The sequence below is a fragment of the Bacteroides sp. 4_1_36 genome, assembly GCF_003466325.1.
Classification (GTDB): Bacteria; Bacteroidota; Bacteroidia; order Bacteroidales; family Bacteroidaceae; genus Bacteroides; species Bacteroides uniformis.
In genome coordinates, this window is the sequence record NZ_QSOX01000006.1 from 37,581 (window position 1) to 60,453 (window position 22,873).

Below are 22,873 nucleotides of genomic sequence, written 5' to 3' on the forward strand. Positions count from 1 at the left end.
GCAGTATTTATGAATATAAAGTCTGATTTATTGAATTATATCTGGATTTAATTTAATCAGGCATTCTGTTTCTGAGTGAGACATCTTTTTGATTATCGTGTTGATTTCATTTTCTTTCATGGTATCAGCAAATACTTTTTTAATGAATTCTGCTGTATAAGAACGTCGTTTACCTAATGCTTTACCTATGTTCCAACCCAAATGCATAACATCTATAGCTTTCAATTTTGAATCTACTTTTATAGGAATAATATCGATAGCAGTTTTATCCTGAAAGAAATCTGAAATATAAGCACAGAGGCGCTGCAGATTTTCTTGGCTTGTATAAGCAGCCATCGTTTGATGGATGTATATATGTACTAACTCTAGCTTTTTATCGTTCGTACGTTTCTGTTCTATAATAGTATTCGATCGGAGTTTTTCATATTCCATAAATGCTTGTTCTGGTGCAATCACAGAATCATTAAGATGTTCATGGATAGATAAAGATTTGCTATGATGACATAAATATATAATTATCTCGTATAATGCAATTTGCATTGATATATATAATCCTGTAGATATTATAAAGACCGATATAAAGATAATATTTGAGCTGAATTGATCAAAGCCTGCATTGACTGCTTCAATGCGTATAGCAAGTGCTATAAGAAGTAATGTTCCAGCTACACTAGAATCTAAAATATAATATTCAAATTTCTTCAAATACATAAGCCATATGTTTAACTGTTCGTAAGCAAAGGTAATGTTTACTGATTATGTATTATCAGAAAATGACAAGAGTGACATCAGACTTCATCAAACGTCACTAATTGTCATAAATAGCTTGATTATTATTGGAAAGTATGAAGTGTTCAGATGGAATAGGGGCGGATTAATTTATGGGATTGAATGTAAGACATGAATTTATAACTTATCATATAATAAACAAAAGTGGTATCCTTTCTATATTATATGATAAGTTATGCTATAATTCCAATAATCGTTCCGCTAATGGCGCATAATACTTTTGTACTTCTTCAGCTGTTGGAGTATGACCGCCAGGAAAGTGGTATGAATATTTATAATGCATTAAAAATAAAGGCTCAAAGTGTGCCAGATGGTCATTCTCACCAAATATTCCTCATATATTTTCTTGGTTAGCTACCTGACAATTGTCCCATTGATGCTGTTGAAGTTCTGCGAATTCATCAATCAATGTTTGGTTAATGACAAGCTGCTGATTTCCGTTAGCTCGTGGTGATTTGTATTCATGCGAACCAATACGTTCTATCAAGAAGCGTGTCATTTCGAAATGAGGATTTCCGAGTAAAGCAGGGATATTGTTTTTAGATGCTACTATCTGTGCCAAAAACGAGCCATTACTGTTTCCTACCAATATATCAGGTTGTTCTTGGTTGCACAATCTTTGGATAAAGTCGATAGCTTCCTGTGGATGCAGGGGTAAGTCTGGACTCAAGACTGTTGCCTTACCGCTGAAATATTCTTTCAAGGCAAGAGCTGGGATACATGTACCTGATGCAAAGAAACCATGAAGGAAAAGAATTTTCTGTGCCATAATCAACAACCGCTTCCGTCAATATTACATGTTGCTCCTTCATTAATAGGACGTGAACGTAATCCGGCATCTTCTGGATTCAAAGTAACTGTACCGTCTTCCAATACAAAGCAAGGAATTCCAACGGCTCCAACACTTTTGGCTTCATTAAAGGCTGGATGATGATCCCGTAATCTCAAGAATGCTTTCAAATCTCTTACGTGTTGACCAATATCGATGACCTCATATTGGTTATTACCTTTTACTTGTTCTTCTACATACGTACAATCCGGACAAGTTTCCATTCCATATATTTTTATCATAGCTGTAGTTATTCATTTAAAGACTCAATTTTCTTCAAAGATAGCGATTCTGTCAGATAAAGCAAACATAAAAACAGGTCATATCCGATAGATTTATCAGATATAACCTGTTATAGATTAAGATAAGAGTTATATTATTTCAACGAAATCTTATTCGCTGTCTCTCGTTTTTTCGAATTGACCAAATCAGCATAAATCTGTGTGGTCGAAACATTTTTGTGAGTAAGCATTTTCGATACTGTATAAATATCTGTGCCTAAAGAGATTTGTATGACGGCGTACGAATGACGGAAACAGTGGAAGGTTATGTGTTTTTTGATTCCGGCTTCCGAAATCCATTGCTTGAGAGGCTGATTCGTCATAGCTCTGGTCAGTCCTTTGAATACGCGGCCTGAACCAGGGATACCACATAGTTCCAATGCTTCGTTACTAATGGGGAGAGTGGCTTCAGTTTCTGTCTTTTCCGTACAAATTCTGATGTAATAACCATTGTCAGGACCGACTTCAATATTATCCCATGTAAGCTGTAAAATATCGCTGATACGAAGACCGGTCATACAGGAGAATAATGAAGCTTGTTTCAGTACAGGAATCTTGCATGGTGTAGCGGCCAGTTTCTTAACTTCTGCTAATGTGAGATACTGCTTTTTGACTTCTTTCCATTCAATCTTGTCTATGAAGTCATTCAGATTTTCACGTAGCATCTTCTCTTGATAAGCTATTTTCAGTAATGCACGGAAAGTTGAAAAATATCCAGCTGCCGAATTTCTCGAAACACTGATATTAGGATGACGGATCTGTTTACAGTTCAGTAGATACTGCCTGAACTTCTGACAAAGCTCTACCGTTACATCACCGAAAGTGCAATAGCCGTTTACAAACTTTTCAAAATGCTGGTAAACACAGTCCCATTTGTGATACTTCAGTTTTGCTTTCTCACGAAAATAGGCAAGGAAGTCAGCTTTCATTTTGTGCTTGTCAAGAAATCCAAATTCTTCATTGACGATTGCCTGTACTCTGATACAACGAATGGCTTCAGCCTTACTCAGCATTTCATTGTTGAAATCACGTTCAATCTCATTTTTAGGACGGGCATAGATATAAATGCCAAGATATTCCCTGCGGCTCATTTTCATTGTGTACGGATTGCGAATTGCCGGATAATAGTCTAGGTAGAGAGAAATTCTGCCGTTACTGATAACTCTTTGTCTCAATGTTACGTTAGTACATGTAAGTGCCATAAGATTAATGTTTTTGGTTGATAAATTATTATTATCGGGACAAATTAAACTGGTGTTTTCTTGGTGAATACTCACACCAGGAAATAACTTATACCGAGATTATTCAATGATAGGATCTTCGAACAAATTATCGAGCTCAGCTTTGGATATAAGAGTATACTTTCCCTTCTTAATCTTGGGAATTTGATGATACTTGGTATAATGGTATAGCTGGTCTCTTGTTATTTTGAATTTTTCCATCGCTTCTTGAACTGTGTAGTATTTGGGCTCTTCAGCCTGACGTATTCCTTTTGCTATATCGAAGTGCTTTTTTGAATAATATACTGTAATACCAACCTTCTTTTTCGGAATGGCATTTTTATAAACAAAAGAGTATATAGCGTTAAGGCTCATTTGAAATTTGTCCTGTACTTCTTGCACACTATACCATTCTGTAATGTCTGCATCTGGAGCCTTCGAGGAAAAATAAGCATCAACATGCTTTTTACTCCAGTAAGTCTTACCACGGTTGAATGTCTTTGGAATTTTATTCTTCTTAGACATAACAAAAATCCATGATTCACTTACATTGAATTTTTTCATTATTTCGGCTGTAGTATAAAATTCTTTGATAGGTAGAGTGTCCTTGGGCATTCTAAATTCATAAGGATGCCGTTTTAACATCTCATCTATATCAGAGCGTTTGACGAAAGATAATCTGCTGCTAATCTTTGAAGCTTGAAGGTATCCTTTATAGACCATCTTATAGACTGCTTGTCTAGTAATACCTAAAAGAATTCCAACCTCTGAGAAAGATAGAAACTCTTTATCCTTAATTGTGATTATAGGTAGTTCTTCAATCCTATTTTGAGTATTCTCTTCAGTAGCCTTAATGTTTTTCTCTCTTTCTCTTTTTTTGTAAGCTAAATTTGCACACCTGTGAGAGCAGTACTTTGTACTTATTTTTTGTGCTTCGAATCGTGTTCCACACCATTCGCAAATCTTTTTAATTTTAGTGTTACTTGCTGGCATATTACTCAAATTTTAAATTTTTATTTCGCTTTATTTCTCCCGTTATGTGTCAACTATCGTAAATCTTAGTAAACCATAGTCAACTTTCTCCACAACCTGTCCAGCGTAAAATGCCGGAATTTTGCTTCGTGGTACAAAAACGGTACAAAAAGATGATGTGCAAAGCTTATAAATGACTAATATTGACAGTAGAGCAACAAAAAAGGCGCCCCGTAAAGAGCGCCATATCAATCGATTATAATCAATTTAACTCATTGATAATCAAATAGTTACTTGCCGATGCAAAAATGTTCGAAAATATTCCCAAGTACCATATCGTTCGTAACTTCCCCTGCAATATCGCTTAGATGGAAAATGCATTCGCGGATATCTTGTGAAACAAAATCTCCGGATAGATTTTCTGCTAATCCTTGTTGGACCCGGTGGATGGCTTCCAAGGCATGGGTCAAAGCCTCGTAGTGGCGTATATTCGTGACAATGACATCGTTTTGGGTAACCGTGGGCAGGTTAGCGGCAGAGATTAGCATTTGCTGAAGCTTGTCGAGGTTGGTACGTCCTTTGGCAGAGATGGAGATGCATTGCACATTAGTAGCGGCCACGGTGAAACTGGGGTTGGGGATGGTTGAGGCATCCTGCACCAGATCGGCCTTGTTGAATACGAGAATGAGCCGTTTCCCTTCGCAACGGGGAAGTATCTGGGCAGTTAGTTGTGGTATCCGTGAGACGGCGTTCGTGGCATCAACTATCCAGAGCACGATTTCCGCCTGCTCCAATTTCTGGAAGGTTCGCTCAATTCCTAGGTTCTCGATGGTGTCGTTCGTTTCGCGTATGCCTGCCGTATCAATAAATCGGAAAGTTATCCCACCAAGATTGACTGTGTCTTCTATCACATCGCGGGTTGTCCCGTGTATGTCGCTTACAATGGCTCGTTCCTCGTTTAGTAGTGCATTCAACAGGGTGGATTTACCAGCGTTCGTTTCGCCGATGATGGCTACGGGCACGCCGTTCTTGATGGCATTGCCTACACTGAAGGATTGTACTAAACGGGAAATTACCTGCTCTATGCCGTCTGCTAGGAGACATAGCTCGGAGCGGTCGGCAAATTCCAGTTCTTCGTGGTCGCTGAAGTCCAGCTCCAGTTCTATGAGTGATGTGAAGTGCAGCAATTGGTCGCGTAGTGAGGCCAGCTCTTTACTGAACCCACCGCGCATTTGGCTCATGGCGAGGCGGTGAGTGGCGGCAGAGGTGGAGGCGATGAGGTCGGCCACGGCTTCGGCCTGGCTTAGGTCCATTTTGCCGCCCAAGAAGGCCCGTTGCGTGTACTCACCGGGAGCTGCCAGGCGGCAACCATTACCGATGAGCAGTTGCAACACCTTCTGAAGAATATAGCTCGAACCGTGGCACATGATTTCCGTGCTATCCTCGCCCGTGTACGAGTGGGGGGCACGGAATAAGCTTACAAGTACTTCGTCTATGATGTTTTCTTCTTCATGGATATGACCGAAGGTAAGTGTGTATGGCTTGGCATCCTTCAGCTTCTTCCCCTTCCGGGCAGGGGTAAATATGCGGGATGTTATCTCTATGGCATCCGGTCCGGAGACACGGATGCATCCTATGGCTCCCCCTTGGGCGGTGGCTATGGCACAAATGGTATCTTGGTTCATTTTATCCGGCTTATTTTTATTCAGCAAAGATAATGGTTTCTTTACAAAAAAGAGAGATGGTGATTCAACTTATGGGCTTTTATCGTAACTTTGTGCAAATCGATAATGGATAGATGCTTATAAAGCCTAATCCGCCTCTGTGCCCATTGTGGGTATAGCAGGACATTGCTACACTATACAGACCAGCAACGGGCACGTCAAGCAGGATGTGATGAAGTCATTACTAAACCCTACTCCTAGGATTGGCTGAAGGAAAGGGAGGAGCATTTCTTGAAGGATACTTAGATACGGTCGAGTACTGTTTTGATAAGAGTATCTATCGTATTCTTGTATCCCGTGTTAGCTTCTTTTATCAGGCGGTTGGCAATGACCATGCATACCGTCATGGCCTTGTGCCCCATCAGACGGCTCAAGCCTGCCAGGGCAGAACTTTCCATCTCGAAGTTGGTGATACGGTAGCCGTTGTATTCAAATTTTTCAATCTTCTCATTCTGATGTGGGTCGGCAAGCGGCACGCGTAACTCGCGTCCTTGAGGTCCGAAGAAGCCCCCGGCGGCAATCGTTACGCCACGTACCATGTCGTTTTGTGCGATGCGGTCTATCAGTTCAGTGCTTGCGTCAATGACGTAGGGGGCAGGGGCACACATGTTGCCGGACCATCCCATATGGTTGAGGAAGGCACGCTCCATGGGCAGGTCGCACACGGAGTTGCGTCCGGCATAGAAGTTGAGCAGCCCATCGAAACCAATGGACTTTTCAGAACATACGAATGTGCCTACCGGAGTGTAGGGTTGCAAGCCGCCGCAGGTGCCGATACGTACCAGCTCAAGGCTACGCAGACGGGGCTTTTCTTCGCGCGTCTCGAAATCGATGTTTGCCAGGGCATCCAGTTCGTTCATCACGATATCGATGTTGTCACATCCGATACCGGTGGAAACCACCGTAATACGTTTCCCCTGGTAAGTACCGGTGATAGTCTTGAACTCGCGGCTTTCCACTTCACATTCCTTGTTCTCGAAATGGGAGGCAACCAGTGCCACCCGTCCGGGGTCGCCTACCAAGATGACTTTGTCTGCCAGCCATTCGGGCTTTACGTGAAGATGAAATACAGAACCGTCTTCATTGATGATCAGTTCGGAAGAGGCGAAATATTTCTTCATATGCTTGAGGCTTTAATCTTTTGTTTATAAATAGAAACGCCGGGAACCGATTCTTGTTCACCGGTTCCGGCGTTTCGTCAGTTACTTTTCGGGTTATTTACTCAACGGCTGGCTGGTATTGCCCGTCGTCGGTTTAGCAATGTTTTCGCGCATGGAAGTGTCGGCTTCTATATTCTTCATCCGGTAATAGTCCATGATACCCAGATTGCCGTTGCGGAATGCTTCGGCCATGGCCTTGGGTACTTCCGCTTCTGCCTCGATAACTTTGGCACGGGCTTCCTGGGCTTTTGCCTTCATTTCCTGCTCTGTGGCTACGGCCATGGCGCGGCGTTCCTCTGCCTTGGCTTGAGCAATGTTCTTGTCGGCATTGGCTTGGTCTATCTGCAGGGCGGCACCGATATTCTTACCTATGTCAATATCAGCAATGTCAATGGACAGAATTTCGAATGCTGTTCCGGCATCCAACCCCTTGCGCAATACCAGTTTGGAGATAGAATCCGGATTCTCTAATACAGACTTATGATTCTCTGACGAACCGATGGAAGACACAATACCCTCGCCTACACGGGCCAGAATCGTGTCTTCTCCGGCACCTCCCACCAATTGGCGGATATTGGCGCGCACCGTTACACGGGCCTTGGCAATCAGCTGGATACCGTCTTTGGCAACAGCTGTCACGGGAGGGGTGTCAATTACTTTGGGGTTAACGGACATCTGTACGGCTTCGAACACGTCACGGCCGGCAAGGTCGATGGCGGTTGCCATCTGGAACGGCAGCTCGATATTGGCTTTAGAGGCGGATACCAGTGCGTGTACCACCCGCTCTACGTGACCTCCGGCAAGGTAGTGCGCTTCCAGTTCGTCGCGCGTGATGTTTTGCAATCCTGCTTTATGAGCTTCAATCATGCCGGGCACAATGATATAAGGAGGAACATTACGGATACGCATCAGGAAAAGTTGTACCAGCGAGATGTTTACTCCCGATACTTTGGCAGACAGCCACAAGAAGAACGGTACATAATGGAAGAAAAGTACCAGGAAGATAATGCCTCCTATAATGAGGAAGGCGGTTAAATACATTGTGCTTGGATCCATGAGATTAAATATTAATTGTTAGTTATAAATAGGTTGATTCCTGAAATTTCACTGCTTGAGCCGTTCCACTAAGAGGACTCCGTCGGCAATACGGTCTACGATAATCGGAGTCTTTTCGTTCAGGAAGCCGTCTGATGACTTTACTTCCACGATGTCTCCGTTGATTTCGGCATAGCCGATAAGAGCCAGGCGAGTAGTGGTTACGCCTATATCACCTACCTTGACTTTTTCCTCGGCACTACGGTCTACTTTGGAGGTGATGTTTTTTTTCAATGCAATTTTGTCGAGTGTCTTGGAGCGCATGAACCATACCAACGAGCCGATACAAGCCAGGGCAGATATGATAAGCGTAATGACACCTGCCGTGGTGCCCATATAGGCAAAGGCATAGTAGTTGGCAAAGATGATGCAACCTCCTGCCAGAAAACCGGCAACGCTGATGCCCGGAATTACGAATAATTCCACTAAGAACAAGATTACTGCTCCTATAATCAATGAGGCGATAATGAGTATATCCATAGTTGTCTTTATTTGGTGGCTTGTTTTTCCAGGTTGCGCACTTGAATGGCAGTCTGCTCCATCTCAGTGGACAATTGCCGTACACGTTGCTCCAGGTCGAGGATGGCGGCGGACATCTTGTCCTTTTCCTGCTTGTTGGCTCGGGAGTATTCCGAACGCATATCTTCCAGTTTCTCCTGCAGTTGTTTGTAGCTCTGCTCCAGCTGATTGTATTTGCCATACGAGGCTTTGGCCTGTGGGGAGCGGAAATCGTCCAGCTGGTAGTAGGTGGAGTGGTCGTCAATGATGAATTGGAAATCATGCTTCTTGGTAGTCCGCGGCTTTGCGTTGGCAGCAGTCCGAAGCCTTTCTCGGGCGCCCTTTACCGCATCGGTGTCCGTCCATGTGTCCTTGATAGAGTGAAGTTGCGCCAATGATATCATCTTGTCCGGGTCCATCCCTTCGTAGTTGTACACTTGCTTGGATGAGTTGGGAATGAATACATAGATACACACTTTGCCTTCGGGCTGGTAGCGGTCGGAGGCAAACCATCCCAAGTCGTTGAATTCGTCGATGACGTACATATAGTCGTTGTAGGGCGAATTGAACGGCATGCCCACATTTTCCGGCATCAGATAGGAGTCGGTATTCGTATTGTAACGGGTGACGAAAATGTCATATCCTCCCATCGAGCCAGGGCCATCCGAAGCATAGTAGATAGTGATACCGTCCGTAAGTACATAGGGATAGTCTGCATTCATGGCCTCGTTGATGCTTCCGGGCAACAAGCTGCCATCACTCCATTTGTCCAGCAACTTGTTGCGCGAAAGGATACTGAGGGTGCTGTCCGGTTGCATTTCGCTATAATATAGCTTATTGCCCAGCTCCGTTTCGTATACCGTTCCGCCTTCCTTACCGGAATCATTGAAGTAGGTGTCGTACATGAACAGCTTGCCCGATTCGGGGCTGATTTTGTATGCATCCAGGAATTTTTCCTTGTCTACCACAAAGCTGTCGATGAAGCAGACCTCTTCCACGCCTTTCAGCATGCGCAAGTTGGATTTGCTTTTTTCCAATAATTGTTCGGCCTCTTCGGTGGAGCGTTTTCTCTTTTTCAGGTCGGAAATGTAGGTCTCATAAGTCTCGATGGCATCTTCGAACCGATATAGATCATTGTATGCCAGGGCCAAATAGAGTTGCCCGCTGGGGACACGTCTCTTGACGGCGCTTTCCAGGTACTTCAAGGCTTCTGCGGGTTCGCCGGTTTCCAGGCAACATACACCGTACCATAGGTTGTAATTTCCATTACCAGGTTGTGTCTTGACGAGTTTCTTGAAAGTGGGCTTGGCTTCTTCGTATTCTCCCTTCTCGTACAAGGCTTTGGCTTCTGCCAGGCTTTGTGCGGAAATTGTTATGCTCAAAAGGCCGAATAGAAAGAAAAGGATATATTTTTTATTCATATTGATACATGCTGATTGTTCAGAAGGTCAAAAATACAAATTTATCGTGAATAAAGCTGGTTTCCGTAATTCTATTTTGTTAATTCTTCTTTAAATCGTTCTTTTGCCTTACTTTTGCAACCGGAAGAGCTATAATTCATAACTTATAACTCATAACTCGTATCAATGGCACAATTTACTGAAGAAGAAAAGATGTTGCGCCGCATAGACAAGCGGTTTAGCAAAGGTGTGGTGGAATATGGGCTGATAGAGGACGGCGATAAGATTCTTATCGGGCTTTCGGGAGGCAAGGACTCTTTGGCGCTGGTGGAATTGTTGGCACGGCGTGCCCGTGTCTATAAACCCTGTTTTTCCGTTGTCGCCGTACATGTAGTGATGAAGAATATACCTTATCAAAGCGATGTGGACTATCTGAGGGAGTACGTAGAGTCGTGGGGAGTGCCTTTTGTTCTCTTTGAAACGGAGTTTGATGCCACGACCGATACCCGCAAGTCTCCTTGTTTTCTTTGCTCTTGGAATAGGCGGAAGGCATTGTTTACCGTAGCCAAGGAGCAGGGATGCAATAAAATCGCGTTAGGCCATCACATGGATGATATTCTGGAGACCTTGCTGATGAATATCACCTATCAGGGAGCGTTCAGCTCTATGCCCCCCCGGCTGGTAATGAAGAAGTTTGATATGACGATTATCCGTCCGATGTGTCTGGTACATGAGGCGGATTTGATGGAGTTGGCGCAAGTGAGGGGGTATCGTAAGCAGGTGAAGAATTGTCCGTATGAGTCACAATCCAGTCGTAGTGCAATGAAAGGCATTCTGAAACAGTTGGAGGAAATGAATCCTGAGGCACGCTATAGTCTATGGGGGAGTATGACGAATGTGCAAGAGGAATTGCTGCCTGCAATCATTAATCATTAATCACTAATCATTAATCACTATATGAAAGCATTTTATACCATTTTGCTATTGATTGTATCTAATATTTTCATGACGTTTGCCTGGTATGGGCATCTGAAGCTACAAGAGACAAAAGTCATCTCCAACTGGCCGTTGTATGCCGTGGTGCTGTTTTCCTGGGTAATAGCTTTGGCAGAGTATTCTTGCCAGGTTCCGGCCAATCGGATAGGCTTTTTAGGCAATGGAGGCCCGTTCTCATTGATGCAACTCAAAGTGATTCAGGAAGTAATCACTTTGATTATCTTTACGGTGTTCACAACGGTTCTTTTCAAGGGGGAAACGCTGCATTGGAATCATTTTGCCGCTTTTGTATGTCTGGTACTGGCGGTATATTTTGTATTTTATAAATGATGGGTTAATCGCATTTGCACATTATTTCATATACTTCTCCATTCCTTTTGTTAAGAACGTTTGAAGCTTTCCTTCTTCATCCGTATAAATGAAACAGGCGTCGATATCCGGATGTGCATCCGCCACGCGTTCTGCTTCTTCCAGCCCCATCACCATGAATGCCGTGGCATAGGCGTCTGCACTCATGCAATCTTTGGCAATGACGGTGGCTGACAAGATGCTGTGCTGTACCGGATAGCCGGTACGCGGGTCGATGGTATGCGCATATTTCTTTCCGTCTTTATAGTAGTAGTTGCGATAATTGCCCGATGTAGCCATGCCTAAATCCGTGACTTGCAGCACTGCTTGCAGTTCCTGGTTCACTGCCAGTGAGTCGTCTATCGGCTTGTTCAAACCGATGCGCCAAGGTCCATTTTGAGGGTTTTGCCCGTGAACAACCACTTCTCCGCCTATATCGACCATAAAGTTGCGGATACCCTTCTTCTTCAGAAGTTGGGCTATGACATCTACTGCATATCCTTTTGCCACAGCGCTGCACGAGAGCATTATACGCGAGTCTGTTTTCACCACTTTCCCTTCATCGGACAATTTTACTTTTTCGTATCCTGTCATCTCCAGCAGGCTGTCTATCATGGCAGAGTCGGGGAAGTTACCCTTCTTGAACCCAAATCCCCAGGCATTGGCAAGAGGGGCAACGGTGATATCGAAGGCACCATCGGTCTCCCGGGAGATTTCCATGCTACGTCGGAAGACGTTGGTAAAGAATGTGTCGGGCACAATGTCCTCGTTGCGGTTGATGCGCGTAATGGTCGCCGTGTCATTGAAAGGGGACAAGGAACCGTCGAAACGTTTGAGTTCCGCTTCTATCTCCGCCTTCAGATTTTGGTCACATTGATAAGTCACTTTATATACCGTACCGAATATCAGTCCGTTATCCGTCTGATAAGGAGTGACTTGGTTGTGGCGGGCAAGTATCCAGATGGTTCCCAGTACCAGTAGGGCAATCCATAAAAAATTCCGTTGTACTTTCTTTTCCATATCCTATCTGAGTTTTTACTTTTTAATTAAAAGAAGAGATGCTCTACCAATATCTTGGTACCGATGATGACGAGGATAATCCCTCCCCAAAGTTCGGCGCGCAGTCTGCGGGCTATGCCACATCCGAAACGGATGCCGAACATCAGGCCGACCATCGACAAGGCGAATGATACAAAACCGATAATGCCGATGGGGGAAAGAATAGCCGAGAATTGCTTGATACCGAGGAATGCAAACGAAACACCTACCGCCAATGCATCGATGCTGGTTGCCACGGCCAGAGCGAGCACCACCTTCAGGCTGGTAGGGTCATACTCGTGCTTGCAATCTTCGTCCTTGAAGGATTCCATTATCATGCGTCCGCCCAGGAAGGCAAGGATACCGAATGCAATCCAATGGTCAATACTTTCTATCAGGTGGCTGAAAAAACTGGCGCCTATCCATCCCAGCAGAGGCATCAAAGCCTGGAAAAAGCCGAAGCTGATGGCCATCACCAGCATAGGGCGCAGCCGGGCGCGTTTCAATATAATTCCGCTGGCTATAGAAACGGCGAAACAATCCATCGCAAGTCCTACAGCCAGTAGCCAAATCTCTAACCCTGTCATAAGTCGCTTAAAGAGGTAGTTTATAAGTTATCGTATAGGTTACTCCCATCGTGTTGGAGCCATATTTCCCGAAACCGGGCACATACCACGGGTCACCGTATTCATCGGCCGAGGCAGACAATTTGAACTTGAAGCGTAGTGACCAGCCCATGTACAATGCCTTCCAGACGTGCGCCCGGATACCGACACAAAATTCCGCCCATTGCATGGAGCCTTTCATTCCTTTATGGTTATAGGGCAGGCTGCCTCCCCATATCTCGTCGTCCAGATTCGGATTGCCTACGATGCCACCGTATATCGGGTCGTCCAGTCCCAAGGCGTCTACATCATACTTGAAGCTGCTTACACCGTAACGCAAGCCTACGAGTAGCATGTGTCCGTGCTGCTTCTTGTATAGCGTGTTATAGTCCATTCCTATGCGGAAGTAGGGGGCGTTGCTTTTGTAGTGTATGCCTTTGTCACTCCAGGTGTCCGTGGAGCCATATCCCAGTTCGGCAATAGGGAAGAAGCGGTTCTTGAGGTTTACATCCACGGCCACTTCGGAACTCAGGAAATCTCCTCCAAATACGGAGCTTCCGATTCCCCACAAGTCCAAGCCGACGGACATGCCGTTGTATAACGGATAGTGCACTTCTTCTTTCGCGTCCTTCTTCTCCTTCTTGGGAGGTGCTCCCTGGGGGGGAGCGGTAGGATTCCCGTTCTGCGCCCGTAGGGGGAGGAACATCAGCAGGCAGAGTGCCAGACTAATAGAATAACTTAAGATTTTCCTTTCCATAGATGCCTGCTTCATTGTCTTTGATGTATATCGAGTCCAGAGAGATGCGGGTGCACGTTACGTCTGTGATGGCCTGCTTCATCTGATAGCCGCAATCCATCGATAGAAAATAGGGGGTGTTGGTGTGGCGTATCACCATCGTGTCACTCTTGGTCCGGCTATACTTGAATATCAGCTTGGTGGAATCCTCCGTATAGCGCAGTGGCAGGGAGATGTCGTGTACCTTCTTCTGGTTGTTGATGATGATGGAGTCGGTGCCGTATGCTGTCACGGTGAGCGAGTCGAGCGTGTCGTTCTCCACATATTGGGTTTCGGGGTCTACTCTATAAAGAATGCAATTCACCATGGGGCGTGCCGTCATGGAGCAATCTGCCTCCTCCGAGCAGGAGATAGCTATGCTTATTATCGGGCAAAGGATAGCTCCGAGTATGACAAGTCTGACTAATTTTTTCATCGTTAAATGGTTTTCTCTATTTGATATTTGTTTCGTTCCGGGGCATTACGTGAAATCAGCTCTCCGAGGAATCCTGCCACGAATAGTTGTGTGCCGATAATCATGGAGGTCAACGAGAGGTAGAAGTAGGGAGAGTCCGTTACAAGACGGTAGGGCATGCCATGGTGCATGTAGTACAACTTGCTGACACCCACTATGACCACGGCTATGAAGCCGAAGATGAACATCAATGAACCCAGCAATCCGAAAAAATGCATGGGCTTGATGCCGAACCGGGAAAGGAACCAAAGGGAAAGCAAGTCCAGATACCCGTTTACAAATCGGTTCAGCCCGAACTTGGTCTTTCCGTATTTGCGTGCCTGGTGGTGCACCACTTTCTCGCCGATTTTCTTGAAGCCGGCGTTCTTGGCCAGGTAGGGGATGTAGCGGTGCATTTCGCCGTATACCTCTATATTCTTGACAACCTCTTTGCGATATGCCTTCAGTCCGCAATTAAAGTCGTGCAGGTTTTTGATGCCCGATACTTTGCGGGCGGTGGCATTGAACAATTTGGTGGGGAGGGTCTTCGACAACGGGTCGTAACGTTTCTGCTTCCAGCCCGATACGAGGTCGTAGCCCTCCTGGGTAATCATGCGGTAGAGTTCGGGTATTTCGTCGGGACTGTCCTGCAGGTCGGCGTCCATGGTTATCACGACGTCGCCTTGTGCTTGTTCGAAACCACAGAACAATGCCGGCGACTTCCCGTAGTTGCGGCGGAACTTAATGCCCCGTACCTTGTCCGGAGCTTGTGCCTGCAATTGCTCGATAACCTGCCACGAACGGTCGGTACTTCCGTCGTTAACGAAAATCACTTCGTATGAAAAGCCGTTGGCATTCATCACCCGCTCAATCCATGCGAACAATTCGGGGAGTGATTCTTCTTCATTATATAGTGGTACGACAACTGAAATATCCATTGATGTATGATTTTTCTATTTACAATTGAAATAACATTTCTTTTTACTGTTCCGTCACTTTGCCGGAGCGTTGTCTTTCTTGCGTCTCATCACGAACAAGGCGGTGGGGAAAGCCAGTATCGAACCCCAAAACACATTGGACGATATCATCTGTAGCGTAATGTCGATAGGACTGAGCAGTCGGGCTGTCTCCAGAGCTTCCTGATAGGTGGCGATGTACGAATCCATTCCCGGCATGTTGCTTTGGGCAAGCGTGTCTACCATCGTTTCGCACGTGTTTATCACATATCCGTGGTCTATGAACCTGAAGTAGATGTAGTGTGCCACGGCGGCAAGCAGCGCAGCAAACATATACATGAAAACGGTGAATATCCATGCATGCAGGAAGCTGATGCCGCCTCCGCATACCTGATTACGATACATCCGTGCATAATAATATCCCATAAAAGGTACGCATAGCGTGAGTCCCATGAAAAGGAAAAGTAAAAAAGGAACCGACAGCCCCACAGGAAAGAGTATGAACTTCAATATCCAGAAACCTCCCATATAGGTACCGAACAGCATTGCGTATCGTTGCATGTAACCTCTATTTTCTGCCATCTTTCTTAGAAATAATATGCAAAGGTACAAATATAGTTGGATTCAAGGGCAAGCCGATGTGTAGATTTTAAATAAATTAGAGGATTCTTTGCGGGGCAAAAAGAAAAAAGCAGGTAACACTTTCGTATCATCTGCTTTTCTTTCGAGCCTCTTGTCGGATTCGAACCAACGACCCCGAGATTACAAATCACGTGCTCTGGCCAACTGAGCTAAAGAGGCGGGTGGGTAAGCTTGCTATATCGCGCCGCTACAACCAACTACCTTTGCTGCGATCAAGCCCTGGAGGATTCGAAGGGAGCTGGCCGTATAGGACTTACCCGTTTTCGTTTTGCGGTTGCAAAGGTAGGCATTATTTTGAAATCTGCAATAGCTTGCGGCGATTTTTTTATTTGTTTTTTTAGATTCTCTATTCTATCCCTCTTCACGGCTCCTTATACAGATACTTTGGAGGGGAGGTACGGATTCTTTCCGGCATTACGATGGACAAATATTCCTTTTACTAAAAAGTATTCGTCCGATATGTGTAACCTTATCGTCCGACAGTTGTTGAATTATCGTCCGACAGCTGTCGGACGATAATTCAACAACTGTCGGACGAATACTTCTTAGTATACCGGAATCTAAAGTATAGTAATGCAAAAGATTGCCATTCGAGAAGAAAATAATAATCGGGGACGAAAAAACTGATAGGCTATTGTGCGCTACCTTGAAAATAAGCATTATTTTTGTGCAACTAACTATATAGTCATTATACGCATGAACAAACACATATTGTCATTCTACCTTTTTTTCTGCCTTTTTCTTTTTCTCCCTTTGGTCGAAGCAATTGCCGGCTGGAATAGCTTTATCGTCAATTTTGATAAAAGTGTTTATGGCAAGGGGACCCAGACTTGGCAGATAGCACCCTATGATGACAAGTGGGTATATTTCGCCAACAAGAACGGTATGGTGCAATTTGATGGCAATGTCTGGAATGTGTTTCCATTGAACAATGCTTCCGATGTGCGTTCCGTTCTGGCTTCTGCCACCCAAAAAAGAATTTATGTGGGGGGCATCAATGAATTCGGCTATTATGAACCGGATACGGACGGTTCTTTGGCCTATCATTGCATGTCCGATACTTTGGAGAGTTCCGTTCGTTTTCTTGGAAATGTGTGGGGCATCCATGAGACAGACAATATCTTGTATTTCCAAGGGGACGGGTGCGTGGTGAAGTACCTGAACGGCAAATATACCGCCATTGAAATGAATGCCAAGATAGACTGTTCCAATATGGTCAATGGTATTCTTTACATCGGTACGGACAGAGGCGTATGGCTTTTGGTTGGAAACACTTTTTTCCCTCTTCAGGGTGCCGATGCGTTGGCTTCCAAGCGTATTCGTGGCATTATACCTTATAAGAAAGGTGTTCTGGTGGTGACTGCATACAACGGACTTTACTATTGTGACGGGCGTACGATGGAACCGTTTGTCACCGGTGCCGAAGAGTTTATGCGTGAGAATGAAGTCTTTTGCGTAGCCAAAAAGGATGATAAGATTGCCTTGGGAACCATTCATAAAGGATTGGTACTGGTGGATTGCAGCACCATGCAACTGAAATATTTCAATGAGAACAACGGCTTGCGTAACAATACGGTGCTTTCTGTCTCCTTCGATACGACCGGAAACCTCTGGGCCGGTCTGGATAGCGGCATTGACTACGTCTGTCTGAGTTCTCCTTTTACGAATCTCTATTCCTATCCTTATTCCTACGGCACGGGATATACGGCGGCGGTAGAAGGCGGTTATCTTTATTTAGGTACCAATCGGGGTTTGTATTACACCTCGTATCCGGTACAGATGAACGGCGATTTGCCGGATATCCGTCCGATGCCCCAATCCAGCGGACAGGTCTGGAACCTTTGCCGTATAGGTGATGAACTCTTCTGTCTGCACGACCGTGGTATTTTCCTTATCAATGGTACTTCCGTAAAACGTGTGACGGATATTGCCGGCGCCTGGTGTTGCCAACTTGTGGCAGGACGTACGGACCTTATGTATGTCGGGGTATATAACGGTATTTATTTGGTTGGGAAAAAGAATGGAGAATGGCAGGTGGTTGGCAAGATTGAGGGTGTGAACGATTCTTGCCGTCTTTTTGAGCAGGAAAGTGATAAGGTGATTTGGGTGTATAATACAGACCACGTTACCCGTGTGGATTTGGATAATGATTTGACAAAAGCTGTCCGTATAAAGGAATATAGCGCGAAGGATGGTTTCCCGGTAGGACGTGATATGTATATAGCGAAGATAGAAGACCGGGTGTATTTTGCCACTCCCCGGGGAATCTATAAGCATAATCCTCATAAAGATGTCATGGAGCCTTGTCCGGATATGAACAACCTTTTGAATGGCACCACGGCCTATTCGCATATTTTGGAGTATCACGATAAGTTGATAAGTTTGAGCCCTCACGAAATCTGTATTGCCAATCTGGGTACCTATAAGCGGGGGGCGAATACAAGCATTAATCCCATCCAGCAATCGCTGATTGAACTGGTACCCGGTTTTGAAACGATTATTCCTCTTTCAGATTCGCTGATGGTGGTTCCTAATGAAGGAGGTTTCGCTTTGTTCAGTATCCCGGCCGTAAGGGAGCGTCAGGATCGTAGCCATTCCTTATATATAAGGAACATGTATCTGTCCTATCCCAAGGATTCATTGGTATATACCGCAAACTTTTTAGGAGAGAAGCCGGTTCCGGTGATAGCTTATTCCATGAATTCCGTTCGTTTTGACTATGCCCTTTCTCTCTTTGCGGTAGGAGATGATGTCCGTTTTCAATATCGTCTGAATAAGGGGAGCTGGTCCGATTTTACAACGGTACGCACCAAGGAGTATAGTAATCTGTCGGAAGGTGAATATACGTTTGAAGTTAAGGCGGTCTTTCCTGACGGTACGACATCATCGGATACAATTGCTTTCCGTATACTTCCGCCGTGGTATCGTAGTGCTGCTGCATACGTTTGTTATATCATCTTGGCTTTGCTTGCCTTATGGTATGTCTATCGTTGGGATGATGTCCGTGTGAAACGGAAGAAACAGCAGGCGGTAATCGAGAAAGATAAAGAGTTGCACGATATGGAAAGGGAGTACGAAGAGGAGAAAGCCCGTCAGGAAAAGCAGATTATGCAGCTGGAGAAAGAAAAATTGGAATACGATTTGCAACATAAGAGTCAGGAAATGGCCAATCTGATGATAAACTTTGTCCGTAAGAATGAAATGCTGACTGAAATCAAGTCAGAGATACTTAAAGTATCCGCCTTGCTGAAGGGTGAGGGGGCTCGGGAAGGAAAACAGCAACTCATACTTATTAATAATAAAATAGACGGTAATATACAGAGTGATGAGGTTTTGAAGCGTATTGAAGACCAGTTCGATTTGATACATAACAATTTTATGAAACGTCTTCATGCCAAGCATCCTGAACTTTCCCACAACGAACGCATGATGTGCGCTTATCTAAAGATGAATCTTTCCACGAAAGAAATAGCACCTCTGCTGAACATTTCGGTTCGTGGAGTTGAAACAATCCGTTATCGTCTTCGTAAGAAGTTCGCTTTAGAGAGAGAGGATAGTTTGACGGATTATTTAAGCAATAAACTGTAGCCTTTAGATATTAACTTCCTTTAAAAGAAGGAAGAGTATGAAAGGGAGGAATGTTAAATTTCTCCCTTTTGTGTTATATAACATGTTGTGACGTAATACTTAAAAGTATATATTAATTATTGATTATTAGTAAGTTATTTGCTGATGACGTATTGATAACGTATTTGAATTTCAGATTTGACGTATTTAAGAATGATTGTTTTTTATTTGTTTTATTGCATTTTACTCTATGTTTGCACTGTTCGATTGAGAACAAAACCGAGAAACGTTAATCTTAATTTAGTAAAACTTATGAAAAAGTTATTATCAGTTTTATTTCTGTTAAGCTTTACCTTGGCTTCTGTATATGCCCAAAATATACAGGTAAAAGGTACAGTGGTAAGCGGTTCGGATAATGAACCGTTGCCTGGAGTAAATGTGGTAGTTAAAGGAACTACCAATGGTGGAATTACTGATTTGGACGGTAATTTTACATTGTCGGTTCCTGCCGACGCAACACTTTCTATTACCTATATTGGTTTTAAGTCGCAAGAAGTAGCGGTAAATGGAAAAAATTCCTTGAAAATAGTTCTTCAGGAAGATTCAGAAACGCTGGACGAAGTAGTAGTGGTGGGGTATGGTGTTCAGAAAAAAAGTGTGGTAACAGCATCTATTGCCAAAGTTAGTAGTGAGGATTTGGAAAACAAATCTCCGGTGCGTATGGATAATGCATTGAAAGGTTTGGCTGCAGGTGTGGATGTAACTTCAGCTTCTGGTCAGCCGGGTGATTCTCCTCGTGTACGTGTACGTGGTATTGGTACTATCAACAATAGTGATCCGCTCTACATTGTAGACGGTATGCCTATTGGGGGTGGTCTTGATTTTGTAAATCCTAATGATATCGAGTCTATCGAAGTGTTGAAAGATGCTGCTTCTGGTGCTATCTATGGTGCGCGTGCTGCTAATGGCGTTATTCTAGTAACTACCAAAAAAGGTAAGATGGGTAAGGCACAAATTAATTACAATTTTTCTTATGGCTGGCAGAGTGCATGGAAGAGACGTGATGTGACTAGTGCGACAGACTATGCTATCCTTCAGAATGAAGCCAATGTGAATGGTGGTCAGGCTCCAATTTATGCAGATCCTTATAATTTGATTGATGCTAATGGAAATTCTATCAAAGGATTTGGCACTGATTGGCAAGATCTTGTTTTCTATGACAATGCTCCGGTAGTGAATCATGATGTGACAGTTAGTGGTGCATCGGAAAAAGTAAATTATTATTTGTCTTTGGGGTATTATTCACAAGATGGTATTGTTGGTGGTAATCACGGACATTCTAATTATGACCGTTTGACTATTCGTTCCAATACTCAATATAATCTAATTGATGCATCTAAAGAACGCGGTTTCCTTAATAAATTGGATTTAGGTGTAAATTTGGCTTATATGCGTACGCATTCAACAGGTGTTGGTACTAACTCTGAATTCGGTTCAATTTTGGGATCGGCTCTTTATCTGTCTCCTATTTTGACCCCTACATTGACTGGTGATGCAGCTGAAAAGATGATTGAAACTTATAAAGATTTTGATTTGCCTCGTGATGCAAATGGTGATCCTTATACAGTACCTGGCTATGGAGGAGCTTATCAGGAAATGAATAATCCGCTGGCTATGATGACATTGACTCCTACAAAGAATTGGTCGCATAAGTTTGTTCCAAAGTTTTCTATTGATCTTCAATTGTGGGATAATTTGAAGTATCACTTCAATTATAGTGCTGATATGGGATTTTGGGGTAATGAAGGGGCTACTAAGAGCAAGTATTATCTCTCAGCTAATAATAAGGCAACACATACTAATGCATCTTCATTCAAGGCACAGAATGTGACATGGCAGATTGAAAATACATTGACTTATGATAAAACTATCGGCAAACATACATTTGGTGTTGTATTAGGACAGTCTGCCCTTAAATATAAGGGAGATCAACTTGGTGGTAACCGTTGGAATCTGGTGAATCCTAATAAACCTTCTATTGATTATGCTACAGGGAATGTTGAATATACAAAGGATGCAGATGGTAATATTACTGGTGCTACAGTTCAGTATGGCGTTTATGGAGGTCCTTATACAGAACATAGAATGTCATCTATGTTTGCTCGTTTGAGTTATAACTATAATGAACGCTATATGATTCAGGCTACAATCCGTCGTGATGGTTCAAGTCGTTTTGGTATTAATAATAAATATGGTACATTCCCTTCAGTATCTGTGGGATGGAATGTGACAAATGAGGAATTTATGGCTGATACGCGAGAATGGTTGTCTAACCTAAAGGTTCGTGCCAGTTGGGGTAAGAATGGTAATGATAACATAGCCGAATTTGGTTATACTTCATTGACAGCCATGGGTAATAATGTCCTTTTGGGCAAAGATGCCATCAAATGGAATGGTTCTAAAGCACAACGTTTGGCAAATCCTGATTTGAAATGGGAAGAGAGTGAACAAACTGACTTGGGTATTGATTTGGGATTCTTTAATAATGCTTTAACATTCAGTGCCGACTATTACATAAAGAAAACCAATGGCATGATTATTACGATGCCTATCCCGAGTTATGTAGGTGAAACTAAGCCTCTTGGTAACGTAGGTGATATGGAAAATAGTGGTTTTGAGTTTGAACTTGGCTATAAATGGAATATTGCTGATGCTAAATTTGCAGTAAAGGGAAATGCTACTTATCTTAAAAATGAATTGAAGAATTTGGGAAATGATACTGGCTATATGGATTTAGATGGTATTCAAGGATTCTCTGGCGGCGGTACACGCGGCTCTAACGGACAACCTTTCCCCTATTTCTATGGTTACAAGACTGACGGTGTTTTCCAGAATATGGATGAAGTTCGTGCTTATGTCAATAAAGATGGTAAAATGATTATGCCGGATGCGGTTCCTGGTGATACACGTTTTGTGGATGTAAATGGTGATGGCAGCATCTCGGCAGATGACCGTACTAACATTGGTAATGGTACTCCGGATTGGACTTATGGTTTGAATCTCAATGCTGATTGGAAAGGCTTTGATTTTAATATTTTCTTCCAAGGTGTGGCTGGTGCTGATGTGTTTGATGGCACTTATCGTACAGATGTTGCTTCTGGTAACTATCCTTCTTGGATGTTGGGACGTTGGACTGGTGAAGGTACTTCTAATAAGTATCCTCGTCTGGCTGTCGGTAATGCAACGAACTGGATGGTATCTGATCTTTATGTTTGTGATGGTTCATATCTTCGTCTTAAGAATATTACTTTGGGATATACATTGCCTAAGACTCTTACTCGCAAACTTACTATTGAACGTCTGCGTGTGTATGTGCAAGCTGAAAATCTTGTGACTTGGACCAAATATTGGGGATTTGATCCTGAAATTTCTTCAGGTGCAACTTCTCTTGGTGTTGACCGTGGTATTTATCCGCAGGCTCGCACATATACAGTAGGTGTAAATGTTTCTTTCTAATCTAAAAA

At 43.7% G+C, this 22,873-nt stretch carries 20 protein-coding genes and 1 tRNA gene; 4 read left to right on the top strand and 17 right to left on the bottom strand.

Annotated features, from left to right (window positions below; translation table 11 throughout):
* Positions 1 to 27 precede the first annotated feature (27 nt).
* The 10 genes from DXD65_RS07935 to DXD65_RS07980 form a co-directional block, all read right to left on the bottom strand.
* Positions 28 to 711 carry a hypothetical protein gene (locus tag DXD65_RS07935; protein ID WP_117678437.1) on the bottom strand — a complete coding sequence of 228 codons (684 nt, stop codon included), beginning with the start codon at positions 709 to 711 and terminating at the stop codon, positions 28 to 30.
* 412 nt (positions 712 to 1,123) lie between these two features.
* Positions 1,124 to 1,558 (bottom strand): alpha/beta hydrolase, encoded by a 435-nt coding sequence (locus DXD65_RS07940; protein ID WP_233556131.1) that lies wholly within the window; start codon positions 1,556 to 1,558, stop codon positions 1,124 to 1,126.
* A gap of 2 nt (positions 1,559 to 1,560) precedes the next feature.
* Entirely contained in the window at positions 1,561 to 1,860 is a 300-nt protein-coding gene (locus DXD65_RS07945) for a glutaredoxin-related protein (protein WP_117887529.1), read from the bottom strand.
* 134 nt (positions 1,861 to 1,994) lie between these two features.
* Positions 1,995 to 3,101: a site-specific integrase gene (locus DXD65_RS07950; protein ID WP_071149436.1), complete on the bottom strand. Its 1,107-nt coding sequence runs from the start codon at positions 3,099 to 3,101 to the stop codon at positions 1,995 to 1,997.
* A 99-nt stretch (positions 3,102 to 3,200) separates the two neighbouring features.
* On the bottom strand, positions 3,201 to 4,112 hold the full coding sequence (locus DXD65_RS07955; protein ID WP_117887530.1) for a helix-turn-helix domain-containing protein: 912 nt from the start codon (positions 4,110 to 4,112) through the stop codon (positions 3,201 to 3,203).
* Between the two features lie 269 nt (positions 4,113 to 4,381).
* The gene (gene mnmE / locus DXD65_RS07960) at positions 4,382 to 5,776 is read right to left on the bottom strand and encodes a tRNA uridine-5-carboxymethylaminomethyl(34) synthesis GTPase MnmE (RefSeq protein WP_022401603.1); all 1,395 of its coding nucleotides are present in this window, start codon (positions 5,774 to 5,776) and stop codon (positions 4,382 to 4,384) included.
* A gap of 281 nt (positions 5,777 to 6,057) precedes the next feature.
* A complete protein-coding gene (locus DXD65_RS07965; protein WP_009036776.1) occupies positions 6,058 to 6,936 on the bottom strand; it encodes a nucleoside phosphorylase in 879 nt (292 codons plus the stop codon).
* Between the two features lie 93 nt (positions 6,937 to 7,029).
* Positions 7,030 to 8,031, bottom strand: a complete 1,002-nt coding sequence (gene floA / locus DXD65_RS07970) for a flotillin-like protein FloA (protein ID WP_005826863.1) — start codon at positions 8,029 to 8,031, stop codon at positions 7,030 to 7,032.
* Between the two features lie 48 nt (positions 8,032 to 8,079).
* Positions 8,080 to 8,550 (bottom strand): NfeD family protein, encoded by a 471-nt coding sequence (locus DXD65_RS07975; RefSeq protein WP_005826862.1) that lies wholly within the window; start codon positions 8,548 to 8,550, stop codon positions 8,080 to 8,082.
* Between the two features lie 8 nt (positions 8,551 to 8,558).
* Positions 8,559 to 9,989, bottom strand: coding sequence for a tetratricopeptide repeat protein (locus DXD65_RS07980; RefSeq protein WP_057097653.1), 1,431 nt, complete (start codon positions 9,987 to 9,989; stop codon positions 8,559 to 8,561).
* A gap of 165 nt (positions 9,990 to 10,154) precedes the next feature.
* Between DXD65_RS07980 and DXD65_RS07985 the strand changes: the two genes are divergently transcribed.
* Together DXD65_RS07985 and DXD65_RS07990 are read left to right on the top strand one after the other, a co-directional pair.
* Positions 10,155 to 10,904, top strand: coding sequence for an ATP-binding protein (locus DXD65_RS07985; protein WP_022401601.1), 750 nt, complete (start codon positions 10,155 to 10,157; stop codon positions 10,902 to 10,904).
* Positions 10,905 to 10,925: 21 nt separating this feature from the next.
* On the top strand, positions 10,926 to 11,294 hold the full coding sequence (locus DXD65_RS07990) for a DMT family protein (protein ID WP_005826856.1): 369 nt from the start codon (positions 10,926 to 10,928) through the stop codon (positions 11,292 to 11,294).
* A gap of 21 nt (positions 11,295 to 11,315) precedes the next feature.
* On the opposite strand, the gene DXD65_RS07995 is transcribed toward DXD65_RS07990, so the two are convergent.
* The 7 genes from DXD65_RS07995 to DXD65_RS08025 all read right to left on the bottom strand — a co-directional run bounded on the left by DXD65_RS07995 (position 11,316) and on the right by DXD65_RS08025 (position 15,941).
* Positions 11,316 to 12,332, bottom strand: coding sequence for an FAD:protein FMN transferase (locus DXD65_RS07995; RefSeq protein WP_005835913.1), 1,017 nt, complete (start codon positions 12,330 to 12,332; stop codon positions 11,316 to 11,318).
* A 26-nt stretch (positions 12,333 to 12,358) separates the two neighbouring features.
* The gene (locus DXD65_RS08000) at positions 12,359 to 12,937 is read right to left on the bottom strand and encodes a manganese efflux pump MntP family protein (RefSeq protein WP_005826852.1); all 579 of its coding nucleotides are present in this window, start codon (positions 12,935 to 12,937) and stop codon (positions 12,359 to 12,361) included.
* Positions 12,938 to 12,944: 7 nt separating this feature from the next.
* Positions 12,945 to 13,712, bottom strand: a complete 768-nt coding sequence (locus DXD65_RS08005; RefSeq protein WP_117887531.1) for a DUF6048 family protein — start codon at positions 13,710 to 13,712, stop codon at positions 12,945 to 12,947.
* Positions 13,681 to 14,166, bottom strand: coding sequence for a DUF6452 family protein (locus DXD65_RS08010; protein WP_005835917.1), 486 nt, complete (start codon positions 14,164 to 14,166; stop codon positions 13,681 to 13,683). Before DXD65_RS08010 ends, DXD65_RS08005 begins: the two co-directional genes overlap by 32 nt.
* 2 nt (positions 14,167 to 14,168) lie before the next feature.
* On the bottom strand, positions 14,169 to 15,122 hold the full coding sequence (locus DXD65_RS08015) for a glycosyltransferase family 2 protein (RefSeq protein ID WP_016273343.1): 954 nt from the start codon (positions 15,120 to 15,122) through the stop codon (positions 14,169 to 14,171).
* Positions 15,123 to 15,176: 54 nt separating this feature from the next.
* The gene (locus tag DXD65_RS08020) at positions 15,177 to 15,722 is read right to left on the bottom strand and encodes a DUF4199 domain-containing protein (protein ID WP_022401599.1); all 546 of its coding nucleotides are present in this window, start codon (positions 15,720 to 15,722) and stop codon (positions 15,177 to 15,179) included.
* Positions 15,723 to 15,867: 145 nt separating this feature from the next.
* Positions 15,868 to 15,941 (bottom strand) — tRNA-Thr (locus DXD65_RS08025).
* A 537-nt stretch (positions 15,942 to 16,478) separates the two neighbouring features.
* Here DXD65_RS08025 and DXD65_RS08035 point away from each other — a divergent pair.
* Together DXD65_RS08035 and DXD65_RS08040 are read left to right on the top strand one after the other, a co-directional pair.
* Positions 16,479 to 19,370, top strand: coding sequence for a triple tyrosine motif-containing protein (locus tag DXD65_RS08035; protein WP_117887559.1), 2,892 nt, complete (start codon positions 16,479 to 16,481; stop codon positions 19,368 to 19,370).
* Positions 19,371 to 19,661: 291 nt separating this feature from the next.
* Positions 19,662 to 22,865, top strand: a complete 3,204-nt coding sequence (locus DXD65_RS08040) for a SusC/RagA family TonB-linked outer membrane protein (RefSeq protein WP_005826839.1) — start codon at positions 19,662 to 19,664, stop codon at positions 22,863 to 22,865.
* Positions 22,866 to 22,873 lie beyond the last annotated feature (8 nt).

What these genes read in the sequence shown, in the direction of transcription:
- DXD65_RS07935 (WP_117678437.1), bottom strand. Translation starts at nt 711, where the DNA reads ATGTATTTGAAGAAATTTGAATATTATATTTTAGATTCTAGTGTAGCT.
- DXD65_RS07940 (WP_233556131.1), bottom strand. Translation starts at nt 1,558, where the DNA reads ATGGCACAGAAAATTCTTTTCCTTCATGGTTTCTTTGCATCAGGTACA.
- DXD65_RS07945 (WP_117887529.1), bottom strand. Translation starts at nt 1,860, where the DNA reads ATGATAAAAATATATGGAATGGAAACTTGTCCGGATTGTACGTATGTA.
- DXD65_RS07950 (WP_071149436.1), bottom strand. Translation starts at nt 3,101, where the DNA reads ATGGCACTTACATGTACTAACGTAACATTGAGACAAAGAGTTATCAGT.
- DXD65_RS07955 (WP_117887530.1), bottom strand. Translation starts at nt 4,112, where the DNA reads ATGCCAGCAAGTAACACTAAAATTAAAAAGATTTGCGAATGGTGTGGA.
- mnmE (WP_022401603.1), bottom strand. Translation starts at nt 5,776, where the DNA reads ATGAACCAAGATACCATTTGTGCCATAGCCACCGCCCAAGGGGGAGCC.
- DXD65_RS07965 (WP_009036776.1), bottom strand. Translation starts at nt 6,936, where the DNA reads ATGAAGAAATATTTCGCCTCTTCCGAACTGATCATCAATGAAGACGGT.
- floA (WP_005826863.1), bottom strand. Translation starts at nt 8,031, where the DNA reads ATGGATCCAAGCACAATGTATTTAACCGCCTTCCTCATTATAGGAGGC.
- DXD65_RS07975 (WP_005826862.1), bottom strand. Translation starts at nt 8,550, where the DNA reads ATGGATATACTCATTATCGCCTCATTGATTATAGGAGCAGTAATCTTG.
- DXD65_RS07980 (WP_057097653.1), bottom strand. Translation starts at nt 9,989, where the DNA reads ATGAATAAAAAATATATCCTTTTCTTTCTATTCGGCCTTTTGAGCATA.
- DXD65_RS07985 (WP_022401601.1), top strand. Translation starts at nt 10,155, where the DNA reads ATGGCACAATTTACTGAAGAAGAAAAGATGTTGCGCCGCATAGACAAG.
- DXD65_RS07990 (WP_005826856.1), top strand. Translation starts at nt 10,926, where the DNA reads ATGAAAGCATTTTATACCATTTTGCTATTGATTGTATCTAATATTTTC.
- DXD65_RS07995 (WP_005835913.1), bottom strand. Translation starts at nt 12,332, where the DNA reads ATGGAAAAGAAAGTACAACGGAATTTTTTATGGATTGCCCTACTGGTA.
- DXD65_RS08000 (WP_005826852.1), bottom strand. Translation starts at nt 12,937, where the DNA reads ATGACAGGGTTAGAGATTTGGCTACTGGCTGTAGGACTTGCGATGGAT.
- DXD65_RS08005 (WP_117887531.1), bottom strand. Translation starts at nt 13,712, where the DNA reads ATGGAAAGGAAAATCTTAAGTTATTCTATTAGTCTGGCACTCTGCCTG.
- DXD65_RS08010 (WP_005835917.1), bottom strand. Translation starts at nt 14,166, where the DNA reads ATGAAAAAATTAGTCAGACTTGTCATACTCGGAGCTATCCTTTGCCCG.
- DXD65_RS08015 (WP_016273343.1), bottom strand. Translation starts at nt 15,122, where the DNA reads ATGGATATTTCAGTTGTCGTACCACTATATAATGAAGAAGAATCACTC.
- DXD65_RS08020 (WP_022401599.1), bottom strand. Translation starts at nt 15,722, where the DNA reads ATGGCAGAAAATAGAGGTTACATGCAACGATACGCAATGCTGTTCGGT.
- DXD65_RS08035 (WP_117887559.1), top strand. Translation starts at nt 16,479, where the DNA reads ATGAACAAACACATATTGTCATTCTACCTTTTTTTCTGCCTTTTTCTT.
- DXD65_RS08040 (WP_005826839.1), top strand. Translation starts at nt 19,662, where the DNA reads ATGAAAAAGTTATTATCAGTTTTATTTCTGTTAAGCTTTACCTTGGCT.